Genomic DNA, 26,520 nt, shown 5'->3' with positions numbered 1-26,520 from the left:
TTCCCCAACACGACTTAAAACAGCCACAAAAACCTTTTGATATTTATATGCAAATCCAACCTGAAGGTAAGACATGGAGACTGATAATTCCGGATCGACAGAACCAAACATCCGAGCAGGTATGGCGTAGTTATTTAGTTTATCCTGGTAAAAATAACTAACGGCCAAGCAGTGAATTATACAAATCTGGGCGGCGATCGCGGAAAAAACCCATTTCAGCCTGAAATTGTCCTTGGGCGGTAAAATCCAACTCAGTTGCAATTAAAAAGTCATCATTCCCACCTGCATCAGCAATTATCTCTCCTGTGTAATCAGCAATAAACGAGGTACCGTAAAAGTCCATCTCCCCCTCTCTGCCAACTCGATTTGCAGCCGCTATATACACCGAATTACTTACCGCATGTCCCACCATCGCCCGCCGCCACATTGCACTGGTATCAAGGGAACCTGCCTGTTGAGGCTCGGAACCGATAGCCGAAGGATACAATAGCAAACCTGCTCCCAGCAGCGCCATAGCCCTTGCACATTCTGGGAACCATTGATCCCAACATATCCCTACCCCAATCTTCCCATAGATGGTGTCATAACAACGAAACCCCGTATCCCCTGGAGTAAAATAATACTTTTCCTCATACCAAGGGCCATCGGGAATATGGGCTTTACGGTAAATACCAAGATCCCTGCCATCTGCATCAAAGACCACAACACTATTAAAATAGGAGGTACGATCCCGTTCAAAAAAACTCACCGGCAATACAACATTCAGTTCACCAGCTAATTTCTGGAACACGTGTAGGAAGGGATGCTGCTCCCTAGATTGAGCCAGAGTAAAGCTTTCCCCTCGTTCAGCTTGGGGGAAATAATGGTGAGCAAAGAGTTCTGGCATCAAAATCACCTGCGCCCCTTCTTGGGCAGCTTTTTTAATCCCATCGGTCATTTTGGCAACATTAGCTTCAGCACTCTGGGAAAATGAGCTTTGCAATACCCCTAATTTCATAGACCAAATAACTCTCTTTAAAACAACAAGTTATTCCCCAACGAGCAATTTTGCCCAGAACCAAGGATGTATAGCCCTGTGGGCATTAAAGGAAAGCGCAGCTTGACGCAAAGCGTCATAAATACTTCCTTCACTCCTTCACTCCTTCACTCTCAATTTTCAAGTTAAAATGAACCTTTAGGTACCTGCTGGGCCAAACAGTTAAAAATACCTCCTCCATTCTGTAAAATAGCCCTAGCTGGCAAACTCACTACTTGATGGTAAGGGAAGCAACTGGCCACAATACTGCGCGCCACTTCGTCTACCTGGTCTGCAAAAGCAGGTACAATTACGGAGTGTGTTGTAACATAAAAGTTAGCATAATTTGCACAAACTAGGCCTTCTATTTTACTCAGATCCGCAAAGTTCTCAGTCACAGCCCTGTTGATAGTTTGCTGGGGCAACGGGAGACAGATGAGGCGACTTGCGCCAAACTCCTGACTGAGCCGCTCATAATTGTCTTGGAGCACATGAAAATGCGGGTTGTGCCGATCATCAGTGTGATTAATCAAGATGTTACCACTGGGGGTAAAACGGGCAACCATATCGATGTGTCCATCTGTATGATCTCCAACTAAACCATTATTCAACCAGACTAGTCTCTCCAGTCCAAAATAATCTTTGATGATTTGGCTTAATTGTTCTTCATCTAATGACCTGCGATTGGGATTTAACAAACAGGAACGAGTTGTTAGTCCAGTTCCTTCCCCATCCACCTCAACTGCTCCCCCCTCTAAAATAATAGGCACATCAAAAAAATCACCTACCCCCATCAGCTCCAAGAGTTTATAACCCACTGCACAATCTTGACTATGGGGAAACTTGCCACCCCAACCATTAAACTGCCACTTGACGGATGTTAGATGATCGGAACTCTTCTGCATCAATTGAATCGGAGCAATGTCACGCATCCAGATATCATCAAGGGCTACCGTCGCCAGACGAAGATTAGCCCCATTGGACAAGCTAAGATGTTCATTCTCTTGTGCCTCTGCAAAACTCTCCGCTTCTCCAGGAGCTAAAAGCAATAGCACTGGTTCATCTGCCAGAATTTGACAGAGAAAAGCCATGAACTCGCGCCGTACCTCAGCCAGTGCTCCCTGCCACTCACTCTCTCCGAACGGCCATGCTAAAATTGTCAATTTATGGGGCACCCACTGAGCTGGCATATAAAAGCCTTGCTCTTTAGGATTACAATTAAGCCTTTGCATCGACAAACCTCATTCCGGATTCAGAGACTTGTTTTGATTATATGTTTATGTTACTACTATTTACTCCGTTTACTCCGTAAATACATCAAGCACATACTCCCTCACCCCAGGATGGTTTAATTAAATTTCCTAGTAAGTAGTTCACAATAGTGATATGGTCACCCGTTCCACTGTGTATTCATAAAATCTGAGGGTTAAAATTATATGATTATGCAAGCTGAATCAAAAAAGATTTACACACCCGAAGAATACCTGGAGTATGAGGTTAATTCTCAAGAACGTCATGAATATATCAACGGTGAGATTGTTCCCATGACTGGTGGGACCCCAAATCATAATAAAATTGTGGGTAACTTTTATGCCGCACTCAACTTTGCACTTAAACGTCAACCCTATCAAGCCTTTGTCACAGATCAAAGGCTATGGATTCCCAACCAAGGCATTTATACTTATCCTGATGTAATGGTAGTTAAAGGAGAATTACAATTACAACAGGGAAGACGGGATACCATTACCAATCCATTAATGATTGCTGAGGTACTGTCTGCATCCACGAGAAGCTACGACAAAGATAAAAAGTTTGCAGCTTATCGAACTATCAATAGTTTTCAAGAATACCTTCTCATCGACCAATATACCATGAGCGTGGAGCAATATTTTAAGACTGGTAACAATAGCTGGACTTTTTCAGAATATAATGATTCAGATACAAAAATATCTTTAAACTCGTTTTCCTTTGATATTGATCTGGGAGACATTTACGATAAAGTTGAACTTGCAGAGATAGAAGCAGAAGATAGCCCACAAGATTAAGAGTAGATGAGCGATCGCGCCACAGTAAGTTAGAATAATTTGATTAATTAGTGCTTCAGGACTAAATGGAAAATCGGTAGATTCTCCCAGTGGATACTGTTAGAACCTGGAACAGAAGAAGATAGGCTAGCATTGGCAAATAAGCTTATAGCAAAGGTAAGTGCGATCGCTAATAATAGTTTTTCTCCCATAATCTATTTCTCCCACACCGTATACACACTATCCCTGTAACCATATATGGCTAATTTTTGTCTTAATCTCAGTGATAACAACAACTAACAAGAGTGATATTCAACAGATATGCCTGTGATTGGTGTCACAAAGAGGCAGGGGAGCAGGGAGCAGGGAGCAGGGAGCAGGGAGCAGGGAGCAGGGGAGAAACCTCATACATGAATGTAGGGACTTGAAATAAGGAATTATTACTTATTATTCGGATCATGGTGCAAACACCTTAAAACTCTTTCTCTCCCTGCCCTCTGCCCCCTTGCAGTCTTAATCATAAGTCTTTAACCGAACATAATATTAGGGCATGATTGCACTAGTGAAATTGGCACCATCTAAGAGTGCTTGATGTAAATTAGCACCTTTGAGTTGAGCATGGCTCAGATTTGCACCTCTCAAATCTGCTTGACTCAAATCCGCATTGCTCAGATTGGCATGATTCAGATTAGCTCCACTGAGATTAGCAGCACGCAAATTCACACCACTTAAATTCGCATTCGCTAAATTTGCTCCCCCTAAATTAGCGTTTTGTAAATTCATACTTCGTAAATCTTTACCTTCCCAGTTAACACCACCTAGATTTTTTGTTGATGGTTTTACCTGTATGGGAACTGTGGATGTATTTGGAGTTGTTAATGATGGCGCTAAAGTTTCCACAGGTGGAATGGAAGAATATTCAGTTGCTGTTGATGATGTGTCTAAATGTCTCAATGCCAAGTAAATTCCTACCCCCAGTAACATGGCTGTACCTGTAAGGACTGAGGCAAGGGAAAATAGTAATAATTGACGTTGATTCTGCTTTGGCATTGTTGAGGGAGAGTAAAGAAGGGAAGGAGTAGGGGTAAGCTTGTGGTTATCCAGAGGGAAAGAAATAACTGATAACTATTAACTAATGACCGAATCTGTCACCCACTGCGGTAGTCTAGATGAGAGTGAATTAATCTCCTGATTTAACATCTTAGTTTATGACATCTGTTGTTTCCGATTCTAAGCGCACTATTCGTATTGGTTCCCGTAAAAGCCAATTAGCTCTGGTTCAAACCCATTGGGTGAAAGAAGAACTCCAGAAATCTTTTCCTGATATCACTTTTGAAGTCCATACCATGTCTACTCAAGGTGACAAAATTTTGGATGTTGCCTTAGCTAAAATTGGTGATAAGGGACTGTTTACCAAAGAATTAGAATTGGGAATGATCAATCAGGAGATTGATTTTGCTGTTCATTCTCTCAAGGATCTGCCGACTAATTTGCCAGAAGGTTTGGCATTAGCCGCAATTACTGAACGAGAAAATCCAGCAGATGCTTTAGTTGTACACGAAAAATATCAAGATAAGCAAATTGATACTTTACCTGCTGGTGCTGTTATCGGTACATCTTCCTTAAGAAGGTTGGCACAACTACGTCATAATTATCCCCACTTTAATTTTAAAGATGTACGTGGTAACTTAAATACCCGTATGAAAAAGCTAGATGCTGGGGAATATGATGCCATAATTTTGGCGGTAGCTGGCTTAGAACGTTTGGGAATGAGCGATCGCATTCACCAAGTTATACCTAGCGAAATCTCTCTCCATGCCGTTGGACAAGGAGCTTTAGGTATAGAATGCCGCGCCGATGATACGGAATTAATATCCTTACTGAAGGAAGCTATTGAACACCCCCAAACTCGCGATCGCTGTCTGGCAGAACGTGCTTTTTTACGAGTTTTGGAAGGTGGTTGCCAAGTTCCTATAGGTGTAAATACTGAAATAGCTGGTGATACATTAACCTTAAAAGGTATAGTTGCTAGTGTGGATGGACAAAGGTTAGTTCAGGATACTATCAGCGGTGCAGCCAAGGATGCGGAACAGCTGGGTAGTCAACTAGCAGAGAGTTTACGTCAACAGGGAGCGCAGGAAATTTTGAACGAAATCTTAGCTGAGGTTCAGAGAGATTCCTAGGACAAATAGGCAGAATTAAGTAGTAGGAAAAGGCAGAAGATAGAAGGTTAATTCTTGATATTCCCTCACTTATTAACCTTCAAAATATCCTCACCTTTGTGGCTACTGCCATAGTAAAAACAAAAAATAGCTAATGGCTGGCAGCTTTTTGTTTTTCTAGTAATGGGTGCTTTATTTACCCCACTATGCACTAAGGGAACACCAAAAAATAAATTATCCCATTTTGGGGTAGGCATCCCTTGCCTGCTTGCTGATGGGAACGGGCTAGAAGCCCATCCCACAAGCAAAAATGGGATACTTTAAAAATTGGAAGTCCCTAACAGTCCCGTCTCCAGATTGAAAAAATTTCTGTTGATAGCATTTGCCAGCAACGAATTATACTTAGCACATCAAACATTGCGCTAAGTCAACTAAAATACACAGGCATAGTCAGGGAACACAGGTTATCATGCAGATTCTATTTGTGGCAGCAGAGGCTGCTCCCATTGCAAAAGTGGGTGGTATGGGTGATGTAGTGGGAGCACTACCTAAATTTCTCAAAAAAATGGGTCATGATGTGCGTATATTCATGCCTTACTATGGTTTTTTGGCAGACAAAATGGAAATTCCCCAAGAACCAATTTGGTGGGGATATGCCATGTTTCAGGACTTTGCTGTTTATGAAACGGTGTTGCCTGGTACAGATGTGCCTCTGTATTTATTTGGACATCCTGCCTTTAACCCCCGGCGGATTTATTCTGGAGAGGATGAGCCTTGGCGGTTCACTTTTTTTGCCAATGGAGCGGCTGAATTTTGCTGGAATTACTGGAAGCCAGAGATAATCCACTGTCACGATTGGCATACAGGTATGATTCCCGTATGGATGCATCAATCTCCAGATATTAGTACTGTATTTACCATTCACAATCTGGCCTACCAAGGACCTTGGCGTTGGTATTTAGATAAAATTACTTGGTGTCCTTGGTATATGCAAGGACACAATACTATGGCAGCAGCAGTACAGTATGCGAATAAGGTAAACACAGTTTCTCCTACTTACGCCGCCCAAATTCGCACAGCTACTTATGGGGAAAAATTAGAGGGTTTACTATCCTTTATCGGTGACAAAATGTCCGGGATACTCAACGGTATTGATACTGATGTTTATAACCCTGGGAATGATAAATATCTTACTCAAACCTTCACCGATGAAACCTTAGATCAACGCAAGACGAATAAAATCGCCTTACAGGAAGAAGTAGGGTTAGAAGTTAACTCTAATTCCTTCTTAATTGGCATGGTGACGCGGTTAGTAGAACAAAAAGGGATTGATTTAGCTTTGCAAATACTTGATCGCTTTTTGGCATATACAGACGCTCAGTTTATCATTTTAGGTACAGGCGATCGCTATTATGAAAGTCAGTTGTGGCAAATGGCATCCCGTTACCCCGGACGCATGGCTACTTACCTGCTTTACAATGATGCCCTATCCCGGCGTATTTATGCCGGCTCTGATGCTTTCCTCATGCCTAGCCGCTTTGAACCTTGTGGTATTAGTCAAATGATGGCAATGCGCTATGGTTGCGTACCTATTGTCCGACAAACTGGGGGATTGGTAGATACGGTATCCCATCATGACCCGATGGCAGAAGCAGGTACTGGTTATTGTTTTGACAGATATGAGCCTCTGGACTTATTTACTTGTATGATTAGGGCTTGGGAAGGCTTCCGATATAAAGATAGATGGCAAGCTTTACAGCAACGAGGGATGAAAGAGGACTTTAGTTGGTATAAATCTGCCAAAGAATATGTGAAAATGTACCGGTCTGTTTTAGGTTTACCAGAAGAAGAGGAAGAACAAAAGCCAGAAGTAGTAGATGTAGCTTGAGAGTTAAGGAGTGTAGACGCTCGGAGAGCGGTAAGCCACTGCGTTGGACGGGTTCCCCGGCTTAAAGCAAGTGGCGCAACCCGTAGGGCTTCCCGCAGGGTAGGAGTGGGGGAATGATGTGTTTTAGTTAATAGTCTCCATCCTCTCCATCCTCTCCATCCTCTCCTTCCCTTCCTTCCGTGTAATCCGCGTAATCCGTATAATCAGTGATCTTGGCTTGTGTTTAAATTTTTTGCTGACCGGGGTGGCACATTTACAGATATTATTGCCGTTACGAAAAATCAATTAATTGTCAACAAACTTTCTCAGCATAGAGAACGTTTTTTGATTGTTCCTCTGCCCAACCAAGAATGGATTATAGTTTATAAATTACTTTCAGAGAATCCTGAAAAATACCAAGACGCAGTAATTCAAGGTATTAGAGATATAATTGGTATTTCTAGCAATCAACCTATTGCCACTGACACCATAGAAGCAGTGAAAATGGGGACAACAGTTGCAACTAACGCATTACTAGAAAGACAAGGCGAACGGGTTGTCCTCCTAATTACTAAAGGCTTTAAAGATGCATTGCGAATAGGTTATCAAAATCGACCTGATATCTTTGCTCGGCAAATAGTTTTACCTACCATGCTTTACGAACAAGTAGTTGAGGTGGAAGAAAGATATGATGCCCAAGGGAATGAATTAATCCCTGTAAATATTGAGCAAGTTAAACAAGATTTATCCGCAATTTATCATACAGGAATTCGCAGTTGTGCTATTGTGTTAATGCATAGCGATCGCTATCATGATCACGAACAACAAGTTGCTGCAATTGCCCGAAAAATTGGATTTACCCAAATATCTGTATCCCATCAAGTTAGCCCTTTAATGAAGTTAGTTAGTAGGGGAGATACAACAGTTGTAGATGCCTATTTAACTCCCATTTTACGTCACTATGTTAACCAAGTAAGCAGTCACCTACCTAATGTCAGATTAATGTTTATGAAATCTGATGGTGGCTTAACTGATGCCGAACAATTTCAAGGTAAAGATAGCATTTTGAGTGGCCCAGCTGGTGGTATTGTTGGTGCAGTACAAACTAGTAAAAGAGCAGGTTTTGCCAAGATAATTACCTTTGATATGGGAGGAACAAGTACAGACGTTGCCCATTTTAAAGGTGAGTACGAACGCCAGCTAGATACGGAAATTGCTGGAGCGCGGATGCGAGTACCTGTATTAGCAATACATACCATTGCTGCGGGTGGCGGTTCTATCCTTTATTTTGATGGTTCTAGTTATCGTGTGGGACCAGCATCCGCCGGTGCAAATCCGGGGCCCGCTAGTTATCGACGGGGTGGTCCATTAACAGTTACAGATGCCAATATAATGTTAGGTAAAATTAACCCCCAATATTTCCCTGCCGTTTTCGGAGTTGATGGTAATTTACCCTTAGATAAAAATATTGTCACCGAAAAATTTATCCAACTAGCTGAAGAAATTGCAAATGTTACCGGAAATCATCGTCCACCGGAACAAGTAGCTGCTGGATTTATTGCTATTGCTGTTGAAAATATGGCAAATGCAATTAAAAAGATCAGTTTACAAAGGGGTTACAATGTTACCGAATATGTTCTTTGTTGCTTTGGCGGTGCAGGGGGACAAGTTGCTTGTTTAATTGCTGATACCTTAGGTATGAAGCAGATATTTCTTCATCCTTATGCTGGTGTTCTTTCTGCCTATGGTATGGGTTTAGCTGATGTGAGAGCCACAAAAGTGATCGGGGTAGAAAAAACTTTAAGTGCAACACTAATTCCTCAATTACAGCAGTTAATGGCATCCCTAGAAACTCAAGCCAAAAATGAATTAAATCATGATGAAGCAACCCTTGTAGAGGAAATTGTGCAAAAAGTGAATTTGAAATATCAAGGTACTAATTCTACTTTGAATATTGATTTTGCATTAGATATAACTAAAATGCAACAAGAATTTGCCACTGAACATCAATCTCGCTATGGTTTCATTCAATCAGAAAAAGCATTAATTGTAGATTCGGTATCGGTGGAAGTAATTCAAAAAATGCATACTCCCGAAGAGCCTTTAATTACTCGTACCAATCCTGAAGATATGGAACCTGAGGCTGTTGAAGTAGTAGAAATGTTTGCTGCTGAACAATGGAATCAGACTCCAGTGTATCGACGGGAAGATTTACAACCGGGAGATAGGATTAAAGGTTCTGCAATTATTGTGGAGCAAATTGGTACCATCATGGTTGAGCCAGGATGGGAAGCAAAATTGACTCAGCGCAATCATCTCATTTTAGAGCGGTGAATTTTTAGGGCATCAACTATGCTCATAGACGATTCAAGAATTTGGGAAGGTAACGGTTTTAACCCATGATCGCACTCTAGCATTTTGAATCAGCGATTGCTCACTCGCCTTTTGATAAGTCGCTCTAATTGATTGAAGTCGTCTTCACTCAAACCTCCTATATGTCGGTTTATGCCAGGTTCATTGTGCATCCGCTTCATAATATATCCTTAAAGCTTCATCATCCTCTCTGTGAGTAAGTACATAAGTTCTGAGTTCTTTTCGACTCATCTGTTGAAAGTCAAGCTTCCTTATCATCATCAAACTCCCAGCGTCCATCCATCAAAAGATATTGAAGGCTGCTAAGGACATAAAAGAGTACAGCCATATTGTAGGTAAAAATCCGGATATTCGTGTAGATAAAAAAGATGATGAAATTTTCCTTGTAGGTGCAAAGAGAGGAAGATATAAAGGAAAAGTATTTCTAACAAAACTGCACATAAAGAAGTTCGGATTTGTCCTGTGCTTCACTCAATTGGATTCCAGCTACACTGAAGTCTCTCTCTTTTTTATTCAAGCAATACAACAAGAGTTTACAATTGATGAGGAAGATTTAGAAACTAATTTTATCAGTTTTGATAGAGTTTATTGGATATCAGAGAATGAAGAGATTCTGGATAAACTCATAGAATACATTTTAATTACACATTCTGAGATGAACTTTAGAGTAATGATTGGTTTCATCCCTGACGGAGATTGATAGTGAGGAATTTTTGATATAGCCAACAAAGGTTAATGTGTTTAAAGACAACTATTGTTTTGGCGCATAAGAGACTATGAGCGCACAAAAGTGTAAAATCATCTTTGGTAACAAAGAACTTGCTAGATAAAGATGGGGAAGTTATTTAAGTTAGTATTATCGTTACGCGAAGCGTCAAGCCTTTTGCTTATCGCTTTTATCGCATTTATCATAATTTACGGATACCACAATACTAGCTTTGCTTCATCTGATGCTGGTTGGCAGGGAGAAATGTTTCCCGCTGTTAACTCTAGTAATATTACTACTGATATCAAATCATTTACTGTTGATGTTCAACTACAACCAGCAGGTGCTAGAAATACTCAACTGAACTGTAATTTATCTTGGAGCCAGGTAGATAGTTTTGGTGGTGAATGGAAACAGACTATTACCACTGGCATGAAATATCAAGGTAAAAATAATTACCAAAGTATAATCTCACCACCCATCGGCTTATATGAATTTACCAGTAAATGTACTCATCCCCGCACTAAAAAAACTATCTGGCAAAGCCCAGGAAACGGTAAACTCACAGTAAAACCCTTGTCTACAGAACTTAGCGATCGCCGCGCATTTTGGGTCAAAAAAGATATAATTGCTTGGAATAGTTTCGGCGCAACTACCTACGAACTACACCACAGCCCTAATGGTAATCTCTCCCTTCCCCTCAGTAGTGGTGCTGGTATTCCCCTCAAGTTGACTCAAACCCTCACCAACCAAAGTTATACCAAGTTCCCTCAACTCAACCGTTACGATGGATTGCAAATTCCCACCAACAGTCTGCCCCAAATACCAGAAATTCTTCGCGGTGAAATAGCGATCGCAGCCTATGATCAAAATGGCAAACTACTTGATGCTACAGGTATACAAATTCAAGGAGTTCTAGATGATTTATATACCTATTCTGGAGAACTAGGGGTAATTTATCGCCAAGGTATACCCACACTCAAATTATGGGCACCCACTGCTAAATCTGTGACTCTGCATCGATTTGCTGATACCCAAGCAAACACCACAGCCATAAAAACCCCCATGACTTTTGACTCCCAAACAGGGGTATGGAGTATTACCGGCGATACTAGTTGGAATCAGCAATATTACTTATATGAAGTCCAGGTATTTGCCCCCACCACTGGGAAAATCGCCACCAACCTGGTGACTGATCCCTATGCTGTGAGTCTCTCCCTCAACAGCGATCGCAGTCAAATTGTAGATATTAATAATGACAAAACTCTTCAACCCAATGGCTGGGATACATTAGTCAAACCAACCTTTACAGCACCGGTCGATATATCCATTTACGAAGTACATATCCGAGATTTTAGCCGGGATGACCAAACCGTAGCAGCATCTCACCGGGGTAAGTATAAAGCCTTTACCTATGATGGCAAAAAAGGCAGACCAGGGCCATCCGATGGTATGACCCATCTGCTGAATCTAGGTAATGCAGGATTAACCCACATTCACCTGATGCCAACTTTTGATCTCTCCACCATTAATGAAGACCCCAACCAGCAAAATGTTCCCGAGTATCAATATTTAAATAGTTTCCCCCCCAATTCTCCGAGACAACAGGCTGTAATTGCTGCTACCCGTGACCGAGATGCTTTTAACTGGGGTTATGACCCATTTCATTATGGTGTACCGGAAGGTAGTTATGGAACTATGCCAAATAATACCAGCCGCATCCGAGAGTTTCGGGAGATGGTGCAGACTTTGAATGAAAATGGTCTGCGGGTGGTAATGGATGTGGTTTACAACCATACTACTGTCAGTGGTCAAGATTCCCAATCTGTACTAGATAGGATTGTTCCGGGTTACTACTATCGCTACAACCAAAATGGGGAACTGCAAAATACTAGTTGCTGTCCCGATACAGCCTCGGAATTTGCCATGATGTCCAAGTTGATGATTGACACAGTTATGAGATGGGCAAAGGCTTACAAAATAGATGGTTTCCGCTTCGATTTAATGAATCTGCATACCGTAGATAATATGATTGCTTTGCGGGATGTAGTCCAAGGATTAACCGTTGCTAAAGATGGTGTAGATGGTAGCAAAATTTACCTCTATGGGGAAGGGTGGGATTTTGGTTCCCTCAAAGCTAATGGATTCAAGCATGGTGAACAATTCAATATGGCGGGTACGGGTATTGGTACCTTCAACGATAGAATTAGGAATGGAGCACATGGAGGGTATTCCAAAGACCCCCTAGGCATTCGTCGTCAAGGATTTATTAATGGTCAATTCTACGATTGGAATGGTTACTTTTATGACCAAAGGAATCGCCATGATTTACTTGATTCAACGGATAAAATTCGCTTGGGTTTAGCTGGAAATTTACAGGATTTTCAGTTTATCAGCCGTAATGACAAAGTAGTGAAGGGTAAGGATTTAAACGGTGCAGGGTATACCACAGATCCCCAGGAAGCAATTAATTATGTATCCAAACATGACAACGAAACCCTGTATGACTTGAATGTATTTAGAATGCCCTCGGCTACTATGGAAGAACGGGTGCAAGCACAAAACATGGGCATTAGTATTATTGGTTTGAGTCAGGGTATACCTTTTTTTCATATGGGTAGTGATATGCTGCGTTCTAAATCCCTCGATAGCAATAGCTACGATTCCGGAGATTGGTTTAATCGGATTGACTTTACCTACAATAGTAATAATTTTGGTGTGGGTTTGCCTCCAGCGTGGGACAATCAATCTAGGTGGCAGATTATGGAAGAGTTGCTGGCGAATAAGACTCTAATTCCCAGTAAAAGTGATATTCTCAAAAGTGTGAACCACCTACAAGAAATTCTGCAAATTCGTCAAAGCTCCAAACTATTTCGGTTAGAAACTAGCGCAGAGATCAAAAAGCGGCTCCAGTTTCATAATACAGGTTCCCAGCAAAAAGACGGATTAATCGTCATGTCTATTAGCGATCGATTCGAGCCAGATTTGGATCCCAATTATGAGTATATAGTGGTATTATTTAATGCCAATAAAATTGCTCAAACTTTCACCCTACCTGAATTAAAAGGTGTTCCTATGGAATTGCATCCCGTGCAGCAGAATAAAAGGGATACTGCAAAGCAGCCGTTGAAGCAGGTAAGTTTTAATAGAAATAAGGGGGAATTTAATATCCCTCCACGCACCACTGCTGTTTTTTGTCTGAAATAATCACAGTGATGTGTATCCCTAATCAAAGTCTTTCCATAGTGAGAGGCTTTTTTCGGCATTGCATAATTGCGGGATGATTTCCTCAGAAAAAATCAACCATAATCCCCGTATCTCCCTGTCTCCATGTCAGCCTCAATCATCCCAGTATTCAGCAACGCCCTTTTTTTTAGTGCCAGCTCAAATCACAATCTAGTCAATCTCAGTTATGGTTTCTACTGTACCCAACTCTTCGATTAATTTATCTTACGTCAGACATGATATCCGAGCATTACAACCCCACCTAGTAGAGTGGCGGCGACAATTTCACCAAAAGCCAGAATTAGGTTTCCAAGAAAAGTTAACGGCTGATTTTATTTCCCAGAAGTTGCAGGAATGGGGAATTGAACATCATACTGGAATTGCCGAAACCGGAATTGTTGCCATTATTAACGGGAAATCTGAAGCCAAAGTCTTGGCAATTCGGGCGGATATGGATGCATTACCCATTCAAGAATTGAATGAAGTCCCTTACCGTTCCCAGCATGATGGGGTAATGCACGCTTGCGGGCATGATGGACATACTGCGATCGCTTTAGGTACAGCTTACTATTTGCACCACCATCGAGAATCTTTCACTGGTACTGTGAAAATTATCTTTCAGCCTGCCGAAGAAGGACCAGGGGGTGCTAAACCCATGATTGAGGCAGGAGTACTCCAAACCCCCGATGTAGACGCAATTATTGGTTTACATCTGTGGAATAACATGCCCTTAGGAACTGTTGGTGTTCGTGCTGGAGCTTTAATGGCAGCTGTGGAATTATTTCGCTGTCAGATTTTTGGCAAAGGGGGACATGGTGCGATTCCTCACCAAACTATTGATTCTGTGGTAGTAGCAGCTCAAATTGTCAATGCTCTGCAAACCATTGTCGCTCGTAATGTTAATCCTATTGATTCAGCAGTAGTAACAGTGGGAGAACTCCATGCTGGTACAGCAAAGAATGTAATTGCAGATACAGCAAATATGAGTGGTACCGTCAGGTATTTTAATCCTGAATTTGCAGGCTTTTTCCACCAGCGCCTCGAACAAATTATTGCGGGAGTTTGCCAAAGTCATGGTGCTAATTATGACTTAGAATATTGGAGTTTATATCCCCCAGTCATTAATGATCCTGGGATGGCAGAATTGGTACATTCTGTAGCAGAAAAAGTAGTAGAAACTCCTATGGGTGTAGTACCAGAGTGTCAAACTATGGGTGGTGAGGATATGTCATTCTTTTTACAAGAAGTTCCTGGCTGCTATTTCTTTTTAGGTTCCGCCAACCCAGAGAAAAACCTCGCCTATCCCCACCATCACCCCCGATTTGATTTTGATGAGACAGTTTTACCAATGGGAGTAGAAATGTTTGTGCGTTGTGTGGAAAAGTTTTTTGAGTATTAGGGATAGGGAACTCCAAAAAATAAATTACCCAATTTTTGTCACCAAAATGACTTTCCCTGCTCCCCGCTCCCTACTCCCTACTCCCTACTCCCTACTCCCTACTCCCTACTCCCTGCTCCCTGCTCCCTACTCCCCTGCATTCCAAGTGATTGATTATTTTTTATTTGCAAGTCCCTGAGCCACAATCGCTTCCCTAATTTTGCCAATTAAATCCCCTAAATTATCCTTGTTTAAACGATAACTGAGGGGATGAGCAATTAAGTATGCCGTACTTTCGTATAAAGTCGCAATTTCTACCAGTCCATTTTCCTTTAAAGTCCGCCCAGTAGAAACTAAATCTACAATTGCTTCTGACATACCTGTAATTGGGCCTAATTCCACAGAACCATACAAGGGTACAATTTCTATAGGTAAATCTAAGTTGTGAAAGTATTCATGGGCACAATTCACGTATTTAGAAGCTACCCTACCGTGAGCTGGTAAATCCAAGGGTGATTTATAGGGACTCGATTGCTTAACTGCCACTGACATCCGACAATAACCAAAGCCTAAATCTACTAAGTGGGCAACTTGTGGCTTTTTCTCCTGCAAAACATCAAAACCCACAACTCCTAATTGTGCTTGACCATATTCTACATACACAGGTACATCTTGTGCCCTTACCAGTAAACCTTTAGCAGTTCCACTGGTATCGGTAATTTGCAATTGTCGGTTTCCCGAATCTAAAAAACCACTAAAATCCAAACCTATAGTTTTGAGGAGACGGATACTATGTTTGAGAAGTTCACCTTTGGGCAATGCAACAGTAAGCATAATTGGCAGTCAGGGCACAGTAAAATCATAATAGCTGAAAGCAGCCCCCTAAAGGGAAAGTAATAAGTAATAAAGTTAAATTCTTCCGCTTTCCATTCCAAAGTTACAAACGGCTAAGAAGCGTCTATGAAAATTTTAGTAGTTGATGATGAAGCTGAACTTGCAGATCCCTTAAGTAGAGTTCTCACTCGTGAGGGATATAGTGTTAATACTACCTACGATGGAACTAGTGGCAGCAAACTGGCAAAAACTGGCAATTACGATTTGCTAATCTTAGATTGGATGTTACCTGGCAAAACAGGATTAGATATTTGTCATGAGTTACGTTGTCAGGGAATTGCCACCCCTGTATTATTTCTTACTGCTAAAGATACCCTTGATGATCGTATCCAAGGATTAGATGCTGGTGCAGATGACTATCTAATCAAGCCTTTTGAATTACGAGAATTACTAGCGAGAGTGCGCGCTTTATTGCGTCGTTCCACTTTCCCATCACATCCCCCAAGTACTCGCCTAGTAGTGGGGGATTTGGAACTCGATAGGGAAAACCAAGTAGCTTACCGTCGAGATAGAATTATTGAATTATCAGACAAAGAAAGTCATCTACTGCAATACTTCATGGAAAATTCTGGGCAATTGCTGACTCATACCGAAATTATGCAGAATCTTTGGCAAAATGAGGAGCAACCCAGCAGTAATGTGATTGCAGCTTTAGTCCGTTTGCTACGACGGAAGATTGAGGTGGGTGGAGAAACGCAATTAATTCACAGTGTTTATGGTAAAGGTTATCGTTTTGGTACAGCCTAGGAAGGAGTGAACAAATTAAGTTTTATGGGTAATTGAGTAAAAAATTAAAAAAAACCTCCTAAATACCATTTTAGATTTTAGATTTTGAAAGATTATTGTTGTGAGTTAATCAATATCTACAACTTAGGAACTTGGAGTTATTAATTGACAATCAGATTTGTACTTTATGTTATCCACATTCCTTAGCTACTTTGATATTGAGGATATTCTTCCCAATTAAATATTTCATCATCAGAACGACCTCTTTTAGACCAAGTAACGTTACCTCTTAAAGTATCCAATAAAGTTTGCTCCATAATGTGAACTACATTATTCCATGAAATATCGTCCCTTTGGAGTAACGCTTTAATTTCCTTTAAAGCTTCAGTTTCTTGAGCAGTTTGTTCGTCGTCACTGTTAATAGGAATATCGCTACGTAGAGGATCTCTTTGTACAGCAATAATCCCTTGTCTGACAGCTGCGGTAATTTTTGGATGTAACTCTGTTTTGCCTCGATGCCATTGTTTTTGCCATCCCCGCTTACCAGTAGCATAAAGTCCTGGTAATCGATTTAATGCATAAGCAGTGACTTCAGAGGGTTTGATATGTCTAGCAGTTTTTTGAGGTAGGGACTGAATTTGTACTTCTACTTCTTCTAAAACCAGGGATTCCATAACATTTTTATACTTTTTTGTGAAAGTATTGTTGTTGGAACGCTGACTTGTAGAATTTACAGATGGATAGATGCGGGTATTACGTATCATTTGCAAATATTTGATTTTGATTTTTTCTTTATCGTTTTATGTTTCCCTGTATTACCTGTAAACAAACATCAGAGAAAATCAACTTCCATTTTTAGTAATTAATTTCATGAATATTGAATCAGTATAGATTCTACAGAGCAATAATATAAATGATAAAAATACAGTTTTATTCCCATCAATTATATGTATTTTTACGTATAAATGCTTATTTTTTTTCAAACTAAATTAACCCAATCATTATGTTTTAGATGATTGGGGTAATGAGGAAATATATTAAATTATTCAATAAATACACCCTATGATTCTCTATAGTAATTTTAAGTAAATTAAGATGTCTTTACATACTGCATTGATAAAATGCTATTTATCAACAGACTTTGTTAAAATTTGTATCCTGCAAAAATAGAACGAACTTCTCCATTGCGACGAATTACAGCTTTACCTTTTTCAACATCCACTAATGTCCAGCCACTAGAACCAATACTTTCACCTACTTCAATCTGGCGAGCTACTCCATTGATTTCAAACAATGCGGCTGATTTTTCCCCTAATTCTAGTAATCCTTTTAAAATATGGGCATGACTAGGAATTGGGTTTGATGCCAATTGCTTAATTGGTGGACTAGTTACTGGTGAAGGGACTGATTCTCTCTGGGGTACTACTGGAGATGGGAGTGGTTTCAATGCTGGTTGCTGAGATTGTTTAATCGTAATTGGTGAAGTTTGAACCTTCACAGGCTGGATTTTTTCGTTGCCGATGGGATGGCATTAGAAGTTTGATTTTGATCTTGCTTGGATGTAGGTACTTGAGCAATATTTGTTTGAGGCAATTTAGGCATAGCTGGCAGAGCATTCCCAGGATTAGCCACTGCTGGAGGTGCATAGCGCATAGGTAAAGGCGCTTGATACACGGGAATATAGATGCGTTCTATAACCTTGTTTGACTGGTTAGAAGCAGGATTTTTATTATCAGCAGTTCTAGGAAGTGGTAGATTGCCATTAGGTTGTTCGTTCAGATAAGCAAGAGCTGTCCGAGTATTATTTGACTTGGAAGCAAATGCAGATTGAGGGTTCCTCGCCTCTTGGCGTTTGATAACTGCTAGTGCTCCCAATATATAACTAGCTAGATCAGATTCAATCTCTTTCTTTGTCAGTACAACAGGTTTTGCTGAGGTCGGTGATTTTTGCAGTACTTGTTGAAAGGATTGAGTCTCCAAACGATTGAGCAGTCCAAAGTTAATCAGCCATGCAATGCCAGCAATTGCTAATCCAAAGGTTGTAACTACAAACAATAATCGACTAACAATACTTACTTGTTTCTTTAATGGACGTTGCTTTACCCTTTTTTTGAGGGTGGGAGTTACTACCTGGCTCAACTGGCTGTTACGAGAGTTAGGAATTCCCTGAACTTTTAGTACATCGGTATTTGGCAGGACAATTGGTGACACCTGGACTGTTTGCATCGGTATATACTTAGATGCAATAGTGTGGGAAGATAGGCTATCACTACCATCTAGAATATGGTCTATATCAGTGAACAGTTCGTCCATTAAGCCCTCAGCATAGGTCTCAATTGACCAAGGCTCACTGATAATTAGTTCTTCTGATGGTTCGGGAACAATAAGATGCGTGCTGGCTGTTTGTGACATAGCGGTTTTCTGATATTGGCTTGGGGGAAAATAAATAATTTAGCCCCTAGTGCCTGGGATTCCTTTCAGTTATCAGTTATCAGTTATCAGTTAATTTAGAGAAGTTGCCGTGGTAAAACACAGCAGTCCTGGGTAGCTACTCTCATTTAGAGGTTCCTAACCTTGAGAGAAGTAGCATGATTTAGGTTTACTCATGTAGCTTGCCTAAGTGCAGGAGTATAACTACTGAATTGGGAAAATAAGGTGATATATTTTGGATTTTTTCTCAATGAAGTAACTGCTAAAAGTTTCCTTTCTAACTAGACGAGTTGATGAATAAAAGTATTGAATTTGACCTGCATGGAGCAATTGTTGATGATGGTTATATTCTGTTTTGTGTTATCTATCATACTAATCTCCTTAAGTGTCTTTTTACTACTATACTCGCCCTTCATCAAATTATGGCTAACTAAATGCTGAAAACTCTTTCTGGTTAATGTTTTTACCCAATTCTAGAAATATTAATAAAGCATTAATATCAGCAGGATTTACTCCACCAATCCGGGCTGCTTGCCCAATGGTCAACGGTTTTACACGATTGAGTTTTTCCCTTGCTTCTTTGGATAGGGTTTCAATTTGAGCATAGTCCAAATCTGGGGATAGTTGACGCTTGGTTTGGCGGGCGATTTGGTCGATTTGATTTTTTTGTCTGGCAAGATAACCAGAATATTTGATCTCTATTTCCACCCCTTCCTTTTCTGCACGAGCAAGATGAGGTTTACCCAATGCATATTTTTCTAAATTAGTATAGTGAAATCCCGGACGACGTAATAAGTCAGCTAGGGTAATAGAACCTTTAATGGCTTGCTGAGTCGCTTGACTAATTGCTTTACCAGTGTCTTCATGCTCTTTTACCCGACTGCTATGCAATCGCTCTTTTTCTGCTGCAATATTTGCCTGTTTTTCGGTAAATAATTGCCATCGGCGATCGCTAATTAATCCAATTTCTCTGCCCAAGGGTGTCAAACGTTGATCGGCGTTATCAGAGCGCAGTAAGAGCCGATACTCAGAGCGACTGGTGAGCATCCGGTAAGGTTCCCGCAAGTCTTTGGTACATAGATCATCAATTAGGGTCCCAATGTAACTTTCTTCACGGGAGAAAACTATCATTTCTTCACCCCTAACTAGCCGCGCAGCATTTATCCCGGCGACAAGACCCTGAGCTGCGGCCTCTTCATAACCGGTGGTACCGTTTATCTGCCCCGCACAAAATAAACCAGAAATTTTCTTTGTCATTAATGTGGGATAGCACTGAGTGGCGGGTAAAAAATCATACTCAACAGCATAAGCCGGACGTAGCATTACGCAATTTTCCAGCCCTGGAAGAGTACGTAACATTTGCAGTTGCAAGTTTTCCGGTAGACCAGTGGAAAAGCCTTGGATATACAATTCGGGAATATCTCTTCCTTCTGGTTCAATAAAGATTTGATGGCTATCTTTATCAGCAAAGCGAACAATCTTATCTTCAATGCTGGGGCAATAACGGGGACCTTTTGCTTCTACCCAACCGCCATATATGGGGGAAAGGTGTAAATTTTCTCGAATTAGGCGATGGGTTTCTGGTGTTGTCCTAGTCATGTAACAAAGCATCTGTTCCCGTTCTACCCAAACCTCTGGGTCAAAACTAAACCAGCGTGTATCTTCATCCCCTGGTTGGGGTGTCATTTGGCTGTAATCCACAGACCTTTTATCTACCCGAGCTGGGGTTCCTGTCTTCAACCGCCCGGTTTCAAAACCTAAACGATTCAGGGTTTCCGTTAAGCCAATTGCCGCAAATTCCCCTGCTCGCCCAGCAACCATTGATTTATTGCCAACCCAAATTTTTCCTCCCAAAAATGTGCCTGTGGTGAGAATAACTGCTTGACATGAGAAAGATACGCCAAAGTAGGTTTGAACACCAACAACTTGATCATGATCCCCAAGAATCAAATCCGTCACCATGCCTTCACGGACACTGAGATTTTCTTGGTTTTCTACAATAGACTTCATTACCGCCGCATATTCCCGCTTATCAGTTTGGGCGCGTAATGCCCACACCGCAGGGCCTCGTGAAGAGTTGAGAATCCGTTTTTGCAGGTATGTGCGGTCTGCCATTTTGCCAATTTCCCCACCCAAGGCATCCACTTCATGGGTTAATTGGGATTTTGCTGGTCCTCCCACTGCGGGGTTACAAGGTTGCCAAGCAATTTTGTCTAAGTTAAGTGTTAATAGTAAAGTGCGGCAACCAAGGCGGGCAGTTGCTAAAGCTGCTTCGCAACCAGAGTGACCAGCGCCAACAACAATAACATCAAAACCGTCTTGACCGATAGATTTTTGGGCAGAGAAATTATGCATGATCTTATTATTGTAAGTACTTGCCAGCTGGGGAAATGTTAATAATTTTAACAGAGACAACAGAAGTCCCACATCTAACTATACAAGGCAGTCCAGATGAAACAATTTTTCACCACCAAGGATGAAAATACCTCTTCCCGACTCCCTATTTTGAAGGCAGTCCAAATGAAAAATAATTTGCACCGCTTATTAGCTAAGTAGAATCTTCTTTTCCCTCTGCTCTCTGCTTAGATGTCAGGGATTCTCATCCTCCTGTATTGTTTTGATAGAATAGGTTTAGAATTAACCAAAGGAATATGCCAGGAACTCAATTAAGGGATTAGGGACTAAAAATAAACTGCTGTTGGGAAAATTATTGCGACAGATGAGAATTTGCAGCTCTTCGACAATCTAAAATCCAAAATATTATTATCCTTGGAATTCCTGAATCATGCCCTTGGGTTCACAATAGCCTGATTGAGCAACAAAATTTCTTTATTTTTGCTTTCTACCTGACAATATCAAGGATGTATCTAAATCTAAATTTTCCCCTTCCTATAGGGGTTGAAAACCGTAATTATCCACACATACTACAAAATTAGTATATAAATGGGATGCTCCCCTAATTCCATTTTTTTAATTGGGCAAAAATCTTAAGTAGATCACAAATGGCAATTTTACACGGCAGTTGGTTAAGTAATGATCGGGGTGGCTGTTTATTTATTTGGGCAGAAACGTGGCGAACTCTGGAACCTGATACGATTAATTGTGAGTTGACAAATATCCCCCAATACCCATTAGTAATGACTCCAGAGTCATTAAAGGCATGGTTAGAATCACAGCATCCCATACTTGCCAACTGTATTTTTCCCCAGCAAAAAGTTGCCAAACCTCAGACTAAGAAAAGTAAAGATCGCCAGAATAATTCTACTCCTACCCATTTGCAAATCATTGCCCTGCCTACTTCTATAAATAAGCAAAAGCAGGGAGAAAATTTATCTATATTACCTCTATACTCTTCTGCCGTAAATGGGAATAAAGCCTCTCAGACATACTTACAACCCTGGCAAGTAGAGGGTTTTGTCCTGCAACCTTTATCCGCGTTCCGGTTTCTGAGTTCTTTACCATTGCATGTTGCTCATACCGAAAATAACTTTTTGGGTGGAGATTTACGCTTTTGGTCCCATATTGCCCGTTGGAGTTTGGATTTAATTGCTCGATCTAAATTTTTACCAACTATTGAAAGGCATTTAGATGGTTCTAATATTGCCAGATGGCAAGCACTGTTAGATAGTGCAGTGGATGGAACTCGCCTAGAAATGTTTGCTCAACAGATGCCCCTGGGATGCCGTACTTATGAAGCTGAAGTAGAGGCTATTGATAATTCATCTATGATTTCCTCTCCCTTTTCAGTAAATTTACTATGTGAGCCACAGGAATTAATCCTAGATTTTCTCCACCAAACAATTGACAGCCAAATTCGCTCAATGATGGGTTCACAAACGGTTTTGGAACCAAGGGTAATGTCAGCTTTACCATCGGCGATTCGGCAATGGTTACAGGGGTTAACCGCTACCAATCAGACATTGAAAGCAGAAACTGGGGGATTAGAAAGGCTGGAAACGGTATTAAAGTCTTGGACTATGCCTGTGCAATCCCAATTGACTGAGAAAAACCAGTTTCGCACCTGTTTTAAGTTAAATTCCCCAGATTCAGGGAAAAATGATTGGAACTTGGCATATTATTTGCAAGCAGTGGATGATTCTCAGTTTTTAATTGATGCTGCAACTATTTGGAGCCACCCGGTAGAGAACTTTTTATATCAAAATAGGACTATTAAACAGCCCCAAGAAATATTTTTACGGGGTTTGGGATTAGCTTCACGATTATATCCCGCGATCGCACCTAGTTTATCAGAGTCCCAACCCATATCTTTATCTCTCAATCCCATGGAAGCCTATGAGTTTATTAAGGCTGTAGCATGGCGGTTTGAAGACAGTGGTTTGGGAGTGGTATTACCTCCTAGTTTGGCAAATCGGGAAGGTTGGGCAAATCGCTTAGGTTTGAAGATTGCAGCCAAAACATCCCCGAAAAAATCGGCAAAATTGGGTTTGGAAAGTTTGCTGGCGTTTCAGTGGAAATTGGCAATTGGGGGGCAAACCCTTTCTAAGAGAGAGTTTGATAAGTTAGTGGCGTTGAATAGTCCCCTAGTGGAAATTAATGGGGAGTGGGTAGAATTACGACCCCAAGATATTAAAACAGCCCAGGGATTTTTTGCCTCCCGTAAAGAACAAATGTCCCTATCTTTAGAAGATGCTTTGCGTTTGGGTTCGGGGGATACCCAGACAATCGAAAAACTGCCGGTGGTGAGCTTTGAAGCTTCTGGGGCGTTACAGGAGTTACTATCTACTTTAACTAATAATGATGCCTTAGAAACTTTACCTAAGCCTGCTGATTTCCAAGGAGATTTACGTCCCTATCAACAACGGGGAATGGCTTGGCTAGCGTTTCTGGAACGTTGGGGTTTGGGCGCTTGTTTAGCAGATGATATGGGACTGGGAAAATGTGTAGCGAAAGACACTCAGATATATATAAATGGTGGGTTCACTACAGCAGCAGACATTTGGTATAACTATGCAGGAGAGGCAAAATTTGATGGTGAGGGTTTTTGGGCTGAACCTCAAGAATTATTAATGGTCAATTCTATTAATGAAACAACGGGGAAAATTGTCCAGGCTCCCATCAAACGATTGTATCGGCAAAAAGTTAAAGAGAAATTACGTAAAATTACATTACAAAATGGCAGCAATATTACTATTACCCAACGTCATAAATTACTGACAAATCGCGGTTGGACAAATGAATTACAACTTGGTGATTATGTTTGTGTTCCCAGTAAACTAGTTTGGCAAGGAAAGTCTGAAGATTTAGTTAGTATTAATCGTGTTGCAAGTGGAGAATCTTTACGGGAATATCAGCAACTAAAACCATCTAAATGGACAGTTTCCACCTTAGAAGCATATGCCAAATTAGACTTACAAGCATTGGATAATACTAAACAATCTTTACAGCGTCTCATCGACAGAGAAGTATTTTATTGTCAAATAGAAAGCATTGAAGATGTGGAGTATGAGGGATGGGTTTATGACTTTGAAGTTAGCAAACATCATAACTTTATTGCCAACAATATTATCTGTCATAACACTATCCAATTCATTGCCTTTCTTCTCCATCTCCAAGAAAAAAAATCCCTGGAAAAACCCACATTATTAGTCTGCCCGACTTCTGTTTTAGGTAACTGGGAACGGGAAGTAAAGAAATTTGCTCCCACTTTGAAAGCTTGGCAATATCATGGTGATAAGCGTCCTAAAGGGAAAAAGTTTGCCGCAACAGCTAATCAAAAGGATTTAGTCATTACCAGTTATTCTTTGGTACATCGTGATTTAAAATCATTACAGGGAGTTAACTGGCAAGTAATCGCCTTAGATGAAGCTCAAAATGTGAAAAATCCCGAAGCCAAGCAGTCGCAAGCAGTGAGAGAGCTAGAATCTACATTTAGAGTTGCCCTCACAGGTACTCCTGTAGAAAATAGACTGCAAGAACTTTGGTCAATTTTAGACTTCCTGAATCCCGGTTATTTAGGCAATCGGCAATTCTTCCAAAGACGATTTGCTATGCCCATTGAAAAGTATGGCGATACAGCTTCCTTAAATCAATTGCGTTCCTTAGTACAGCCATTCATTCTCCGTCGCCTGAAAACAGACCGCAAAATAATTCAAGATTTGCCAGAAAAGCAGGAAATGAATGTATTTTGTGGTTTGAGTCCAGAGCAAGCTCAACTATATCAAGAGGTAGTAGATGGCTCCTTGGCAGAAATTGATGAAGCAGAAGGATTGCAACGACGAGGGCTGATTTTAGGTTTACTGGTAAAACTCAAACAAATCTGCAATCACCCAGGGCAATATTTGAAACAAGCTAAACTCACAGAACCTCAGTTATCTGGAAAATTGCTCCGTTTACAAGAGATGCTAGAAGAGGTATTGTCAGAAGGCGATCGCGCTTTAATTTTCACACAATTTGCAGAATGGGGTAAGTTGCTCCAACCCTATCTAGAAAAGCTTTTGGGACGGGAAGTATTGTTTTTGTATGGTAGTACTAAGAAAAAACAACGAGAGGAAATGGTCGATCGCTTCCAACACGACCCCCAAGGCCCGCCGATTATGATATTATCTATTAAAGCCGGTGGTGTGGGACTCAACCTAACTAGGGCAAACCACGTATTCCATTTTGATCGATGGTGGAATCCAGCAGTAGAAAATCAAGCCACTGATAGGGTATTTCGGATCGGTCAAAAACGTAATGTGCAAGTCCATAAATTTGTCTGTACCGGCACTTTAGAAGAAAAGATTCATGACATTATCGAAAGCAAGAAGCAGCTAGCCGAACAAGTGGTAGGTACTGGGGAAAATTGGCTGACAGAATTAGATACAGATCAGTTGCGGAATTTACTGATACTTGATCGCAATACAATTATTGGCGAGGAGGATGAATAATGAGTAGTGAAACCCTACAAGCTAGTAGAGAATGGTGGTCCCAGCGTTGGCTAGATTTACTTGATTCCTATCGCTTCAAAAAACGCTTAGAACGGGGGCGTAATTACGCACGTCAGGGAAATATCCTCAGCATTAAATTTGAAGGAGCCAAGGTTTTAGCCAAGGTGCAAGGTAGCGAAAGTGAACCCTACAGTCTATCCCTGTCTTTGGATGCATTTACAGAAGAAGAATGGGGTTTTGTGGTAGAAAGTATGGCTAGTCAGGCAATATTTGCTGCCAAACTGTTAGCCGGAGAAATGCCACAAAATATTGAAGAAGTGTTTACAGCTAATGGTTTATCCTTATTCCCCTTTACCCTCTCCGATGTTCACAGTAAATGTTCTTGCCCAGACAAAGCCAATCCCTGCAAACATATAGCTGCGGTATACTATCAATTAGGCGATCGCTTTAGTGAAGATCCCTTTGTATTGTTCCAGTTAAGAGGTCGTAACAAAGAGCAAATTATCAACGATTTACGCCTATTTCGCAGTCGTGGGGTGGAAACTGGGGCAACTCCAACCCCTGAAGCACAAGAATCAACTACTCCAGCAATTAATGCAGTTAACCTTGATTCCTTCTGGGAATACAATCAGCCTTTAGAATCTTCTTTAGTAGTTATTGCTCCATCCAGTGGGGAAACCGTATTAGACGTATTGGGAGGGATTCCCTTAGCCAAGGAAGAAGAGAGTCTCAGTAATGTCACCTCTGCCGATGTAGTGATGAAATTTCTAGACACCCTGTATAAGGATGTTAGTCAAAAAGCAATGTTAGAAGCGATGAATTTGGGAAATTAA

At 40.9% G+C, this 26,520-nt stretch carries 20 protein-coding genes; 10 read left to right on the top strand and 10 right to left on the bottom strand.

Annotated elements, in window-relative coordinates; translation table 11 throughout:
- Positions 1-157: 157 nt before the first annotated feature.
- Together CALSC_RS17755 and CALSC_RS17750 are read right to left on the bottom strand one after the other, a co-directional pair.
- Positions 158-997: a nitrilase-related carbon-nitrogen hydrolase gene (locus CALSC_RS17755; protein WP_088242629.1), complete on the bottom strand. Its 840-nt coding sequence runs from the start codon at positions 995-997 to the stop codon at positions 158-160.
- Between the two features lie 164 nt (positions 998-1,161).
- Positions 1,162-2,247: an agmatine deiminase family protein gene (locus CALSC_RS17750; RefSeq protein WP_088242628.1), complete on the bottom strand. Its 1,086-nt coding sequence runs from the start codon at positions 2,245-2,247 to the stop codon at positions 1,162-1,164.
- Between the two features lie 204 nt (positions 2,248-2,451).
- Between CALSC_RS17750 and CALSC_RS17745 the strand changes: the two genes are divergently transcribed.
- Entirely contained in the window at positions 2,452-3,060 is a 609-nt protein-coding gene (locus CALSC_RS17745; RefSeq protein WP_200817673.1) for a Uma2 family endonuclease, read from the top strand.
- Positions 3,061-3,107: 47 nt separating this feature from the next.
- On the opposite strand, the gene CALSC_RS26585 is transcribed toward CALSC_RS17745, so the two are convergent.
- Both CALSC_RS26585 and CALSC_RS17740 read right to left on the bottom strand, forming a co-directional pair.
- Complete coding sequence (locus CALSC_RS26585; RefSeq protein ID WP_159460643.1) at positions 3,108-3,251, bottom strand: hypothetical protein; 144 nt, start codon at positions 3,249-3,251, stop codon at positions 3,108-3,110.
- 331 nt (positions 3,252-3,582) lie between these two features.
- Positions 3,583-4,089 (bottom strand): pentapeptide repeat-containing protein, encoded by a 507-nt coding sequence (locus tag CALSC_RS17740; protein WP_088242627.1) that lies wholly within the window; start codon positions 4,087-4,089, stop codon positions 3,583-3,585.
- 158 nt (positions 4,090-4,247) lie between these two features.
- Between CALSC_RS17740 and hemC the strand changes: the two genes are divergently transcribed.
- From hemC to CALSC_RS17725, 3 genes are all read left to right on the top strand, one after another.
- Positions 4,248-5,222 carry a hydroxymethylbilane synthase gene (hemC, locus tag CALSC_RS17735; protein WP_088242626.1) on the top strand — a complete coding sequence of 325 codons (975 nt, stop codon included), beginning with the start codon at positions 4,248-4,250 and terminating at the stop codon, positions 5,220-5,222.
- A gap of 448 nt (positions 5,223-5,670) precedes the next feature.
- Positions 5,671-7,089 carry a glycogen synthase GlgA gene (glgA, locus tag CALSC_RS17730; RefSeq protein ID WP_088242625.1) on the top strand — a complete coding sequence of 473 codons (1,419 nt, stop codon included), beginning with the start codon at positions 5,671-5,673 and terminating at the stop codon, positions 7,087-7,089.
- A 219-nt stretch (positions 7,090-7,308) separates the two neighbouring features.
- Positions 7,309-9,402 (top strand): hydantoinase/oxoprolinase family protein, encoded by a 2,094-nt coding sequence (locus tag CALSC_RS17725; RefSeq protein WP_088242624.1) that lies wholly within the window; start codon positions 7,309-7,311, stop codon positions 9,400-9,402.
- A gap of 180 nt (positions 9,403-9,582) precedes the next feature.
- Here CALSC_RS17725 and CALSC_RS28210 read toward each other — a convergent pair whose 3' ends face one another.
- On the bottom strand, positions 9,583-9,699 hold the full coding sequence (locus CALSC_RS28210) for a DUF6887 family protein (protein ID WP_407641949.1): 117 nt from the start codon (positions 9,697-9,699) through the stop codon (positions 9,583-9,585).
- 34 nt (positions 9,700-9,733) lie between these two features.
- On the opposite strand from CALSC_RS28210, the gene CALSC_RS17720 reads away from it, so the two are divergent.
- From CALSC_RS17720 to CALSC_RS17710, 3 genes are all read left to right on the top strand, one after another.
- Positions 9,734-10,141: a hypothetical protein gene (locus CALSC_RS17720; protein ID WP_088242623.1), complete on the top strand. Its 408-nt coding sequence runs from the start codon at positions 9,734-9,736 to the stop codon at positions 10,139-10,141.
- Between the two features lie 183 nt (positions 10,142-10,324).
- Entirely contained in the window at positions 10,325-13,354 is a 3,030-nt protein-coding gene (pulA, locus tag CALSC_RS17715; protein WP_200817672.1) for a pullulanase-type alpha-1,6-glucosidase, read from the top strand.
- Between the two features lie 205 nt (positions 13,355-13,559).
- Positions 13,560-14,771: a M20 metallopeptidase family protein gene (locus CALSC_RS17710; protein WP_088242621.1), complete on the top strand. Its 1,212-nt coding sequence runs from the start codon at positions 13,560-13,562 to the stop codon at positions 14,769-14,771.
- A 153-nt stretch (positions 14,772-14,924) separates the two neighbouring features.
- Here the strand turns inward: CALSC_RS17710 and hisG are convergent, their stop codons facing one another.
- Complete coding sequence (gene hisG / locus CALSC_RS17700; protein WP_088242619.1) at positions 14,925-15,584, bottom strand: ATP phosphoribosyltransferase; 660 nt, start codon at positions 15,582-15,584, stop codon at positions 14,925-14,927.
- A 126-nt stretch (positions 15,585-15,710) separates the two neighbouring features.
- Between hisG and CALSC_RS17695 the strand changes: the two genes are divergently transcribed.
- Positions 15,711-16,391, top strand: coding sequence for a response regulator transcription factor (locus CALSC_RS17695; protein WP_088242618.1), 681 nt, complete (start codon positions 15,711-15,713; stop codon positions 16,389-16,391).
- 182 nt (positions 16,392-16,573) lie between these two features.
- Here the strand turns inward: CALSC_RS17695 and CALSC_RS17690 are convergent, their stop codons facing one another.
- The 4 genes from CALSC_RS17690 to mnmG all read right to left on the bottom strand — a co-directional run bounded on the left by CALSC_RS17690 (position 16,574) and on the right by mnmG (position 21,155).
- The gene (locus tag CALSC_RS17690) at positions 16,574-17,134 is read right to left on the bottom strand and encodes a late competence development ComFB family protein (protein WP_235006833.1); all 561 of its coding nucleotides are present in this window, start codon (positions 17,132-17,134) and stop codon (positions 16,574-16,576) included.
- 380 nt (positions 17,135-17,514) lie between these two features.
- On the bottom strand, positions 17,515-17,868 hold the full coding sequence (locus CALSC_RS27550) for a hypothetical protein (protein ID WP_235006832.1): 354 nt from the start codon (positions 17,866-17,868) through the stop codon (positions 17,515-17,517).
- On the bottom strand, positions 17,865-18,782 hold the full coding sequence (locus tag CALSC_RS17685; RefSeq protein ID WP_235006831.1) for a hypothetical protein: 918 nt from the start codon (positions 18,780-18,782) through the stop codon (positions 17,865-17,867). The genes CALSC_RS27550 and CALSC_RS17685 overlap by 4 nt, the downstream gene beginning before the upstream one ends.
- A 444-nt stretch (positions 18,783-19,226) precedes the next feature.
- Positions 19,227-21,155: a tRNA uridine-5-carboxymethylaminomethyl(34) synthesis enzyme MnmG gene (mnmG, locus tag CALSC_RS17680; protein WP_088242617.1), complete on the bottom strand. Its 1,929-nt coding sequence runs from the start codon at positions 21,153-21,155 to the stop codon at positions 19,227-19,229.
- A gap of 647 nt (positions 21,156-21,802) precedes the next feature.
- On the opposite strand from mnmG, the gene CALSC_RS17675 reads away from it, so the two are divergent.
- Entirely contained in the window at positions 21,803-25,687 is a 3,885-nt protein-coding gene (locus tag CALSC_RS17675) for an SNF2-related protein (protein ID WP_088242616.1), read from the top strand.
- Complete coding sequence (locus CALSC_RS17670) at positions 25,687-26,520, top strand: SWIM zinc finger family protein (protein ID WP_088242615.1); 834 nt, start codon at positions 25,687-25,689, stop codon at positions 26,518-26,520. Before CALSC_RS17675 ends, CALSC_RS17670 begins: the two co-directional genes overlap by 1 nt.

This window comes from Calothrix rhizosoleniae SC01 (assembly GCF_900185595.1).
GTDB lineage: Bacteria > Cyanobacteriota > Cyanobacteriia > Cyanobacteriales > Nostocaceae > Calothrix_A > Calothrix_A rhizosoleniae.
The sequence above is the reverse complement of the archived record's forward strand: the minus strand, read 5'-3'. Positions and strand labels throughout refer to the sequence as shown.

Coding starts and splice junctions, on each gene's coding strand:
- CALSC_RS17755 (WP_088242629.1), bottom strand. CDS start 997: ATGAAATTAGGGGTATTGCAAAGCTCATTTTCCCAGAGTGCTGAAGCT.
- CALSC_RS17750 (WP_088242628.1), bottom strand. CDS start 2,247: ATGCAAAGGCTTAATTGTAATCCTAAAGAGCAAGGCTTTTATATGCCA.
- CALSC_RS17745 (WP_200817673.1), top strand. CDS start 2,452: ATGATTATGCAAGCTGAATCAAAAAAGATTTACACACCCGAAGAATAC.
- CALSC_RS26585 (WP_159460643.1), bottom strand. CDS start 3,251: ATGGGAGAAAAACTATTATTAGCGATCGCACTTACCTTTGCTATAAGC.
- CALSC_RS17740 (WP_088242627.1), bottom strand. CDS start 4,089: ATGCCAAAGCAGAATCAACGTCAATTATTACTATTTTCCCTTGCCTCA.
- hemC (WP_088242626.1), top strand. CDS start 4,248: ATGACATCTGTTGTTTCCGATTCTAAGCGCACTATTCGTATTGGTTCC.
- glgA (WP_088242625.1), top strand. CDS start 5,671: ATGCAGATTCTATTTGTGGCAGCAGAGGCTGCTCCCATTGCAAAAGTG.
- CALSC_RS28210 (WP_407641949.1), bottom strand. CDS start 9,699: ATGATAAGGAAGCTTGACTTTCAACAGATGAGTCGAAAAGAACTCAGA.
- CALSC_RS17710 (WP_088242621.1), top strand. CDS start 13,560: ATGGTTTCTACTGTACCCAACTCTTCGATTAATTTATCTTACGTCAGA.
- hisG (WP_088242619.1), bottom strand. CDS start 15,584: ATGCTTACTGTTGCATTGCCCAAAGGTGAACTTCTCAAACATAGTATC.
- CALSC_RS17695 (WP_088242618.1), top strand. CDS start 15,711: ATGAAAATTTTAGTAGTTGATGATGAAGCTGAACTTGCAGATCCCTTA.
- CALSC_RS17690 (WP_235006833.1), bottom strand. CDS start 17,134: ATGATACGTAATACCCGCATCTATCCATCTGTAAATTCTACAAGTCAG.
- CALSC_RS17685 (WP_235006831.1), bottom strand. CDS start 18,782: ATGTCACAAACAGCCAGCACGCATCTTATTGTTCCCGAACCATCAGAA.
- mnmG (WP_088242617.1), bottom strand. CDS start 21,155: ATGCATAATTTCTCTGCCCAAAAATCTATCGGTCAAGACGGTTTTGAT.
- CALSC_RS17675 (WP_088242616.1), top strand. CDS start 21,803: ATGGCAATTTTACACGGCAGTTGGTTAAGTAATGATCGGGGTGGCTGT.
- CALSC_RS17670 (WP_088242615.1), top strand. CDS start 25,687: ATGAGTAGTGAAACCCTACAAGCTAGTAGAGAATGGTGGTCCCAGCGT.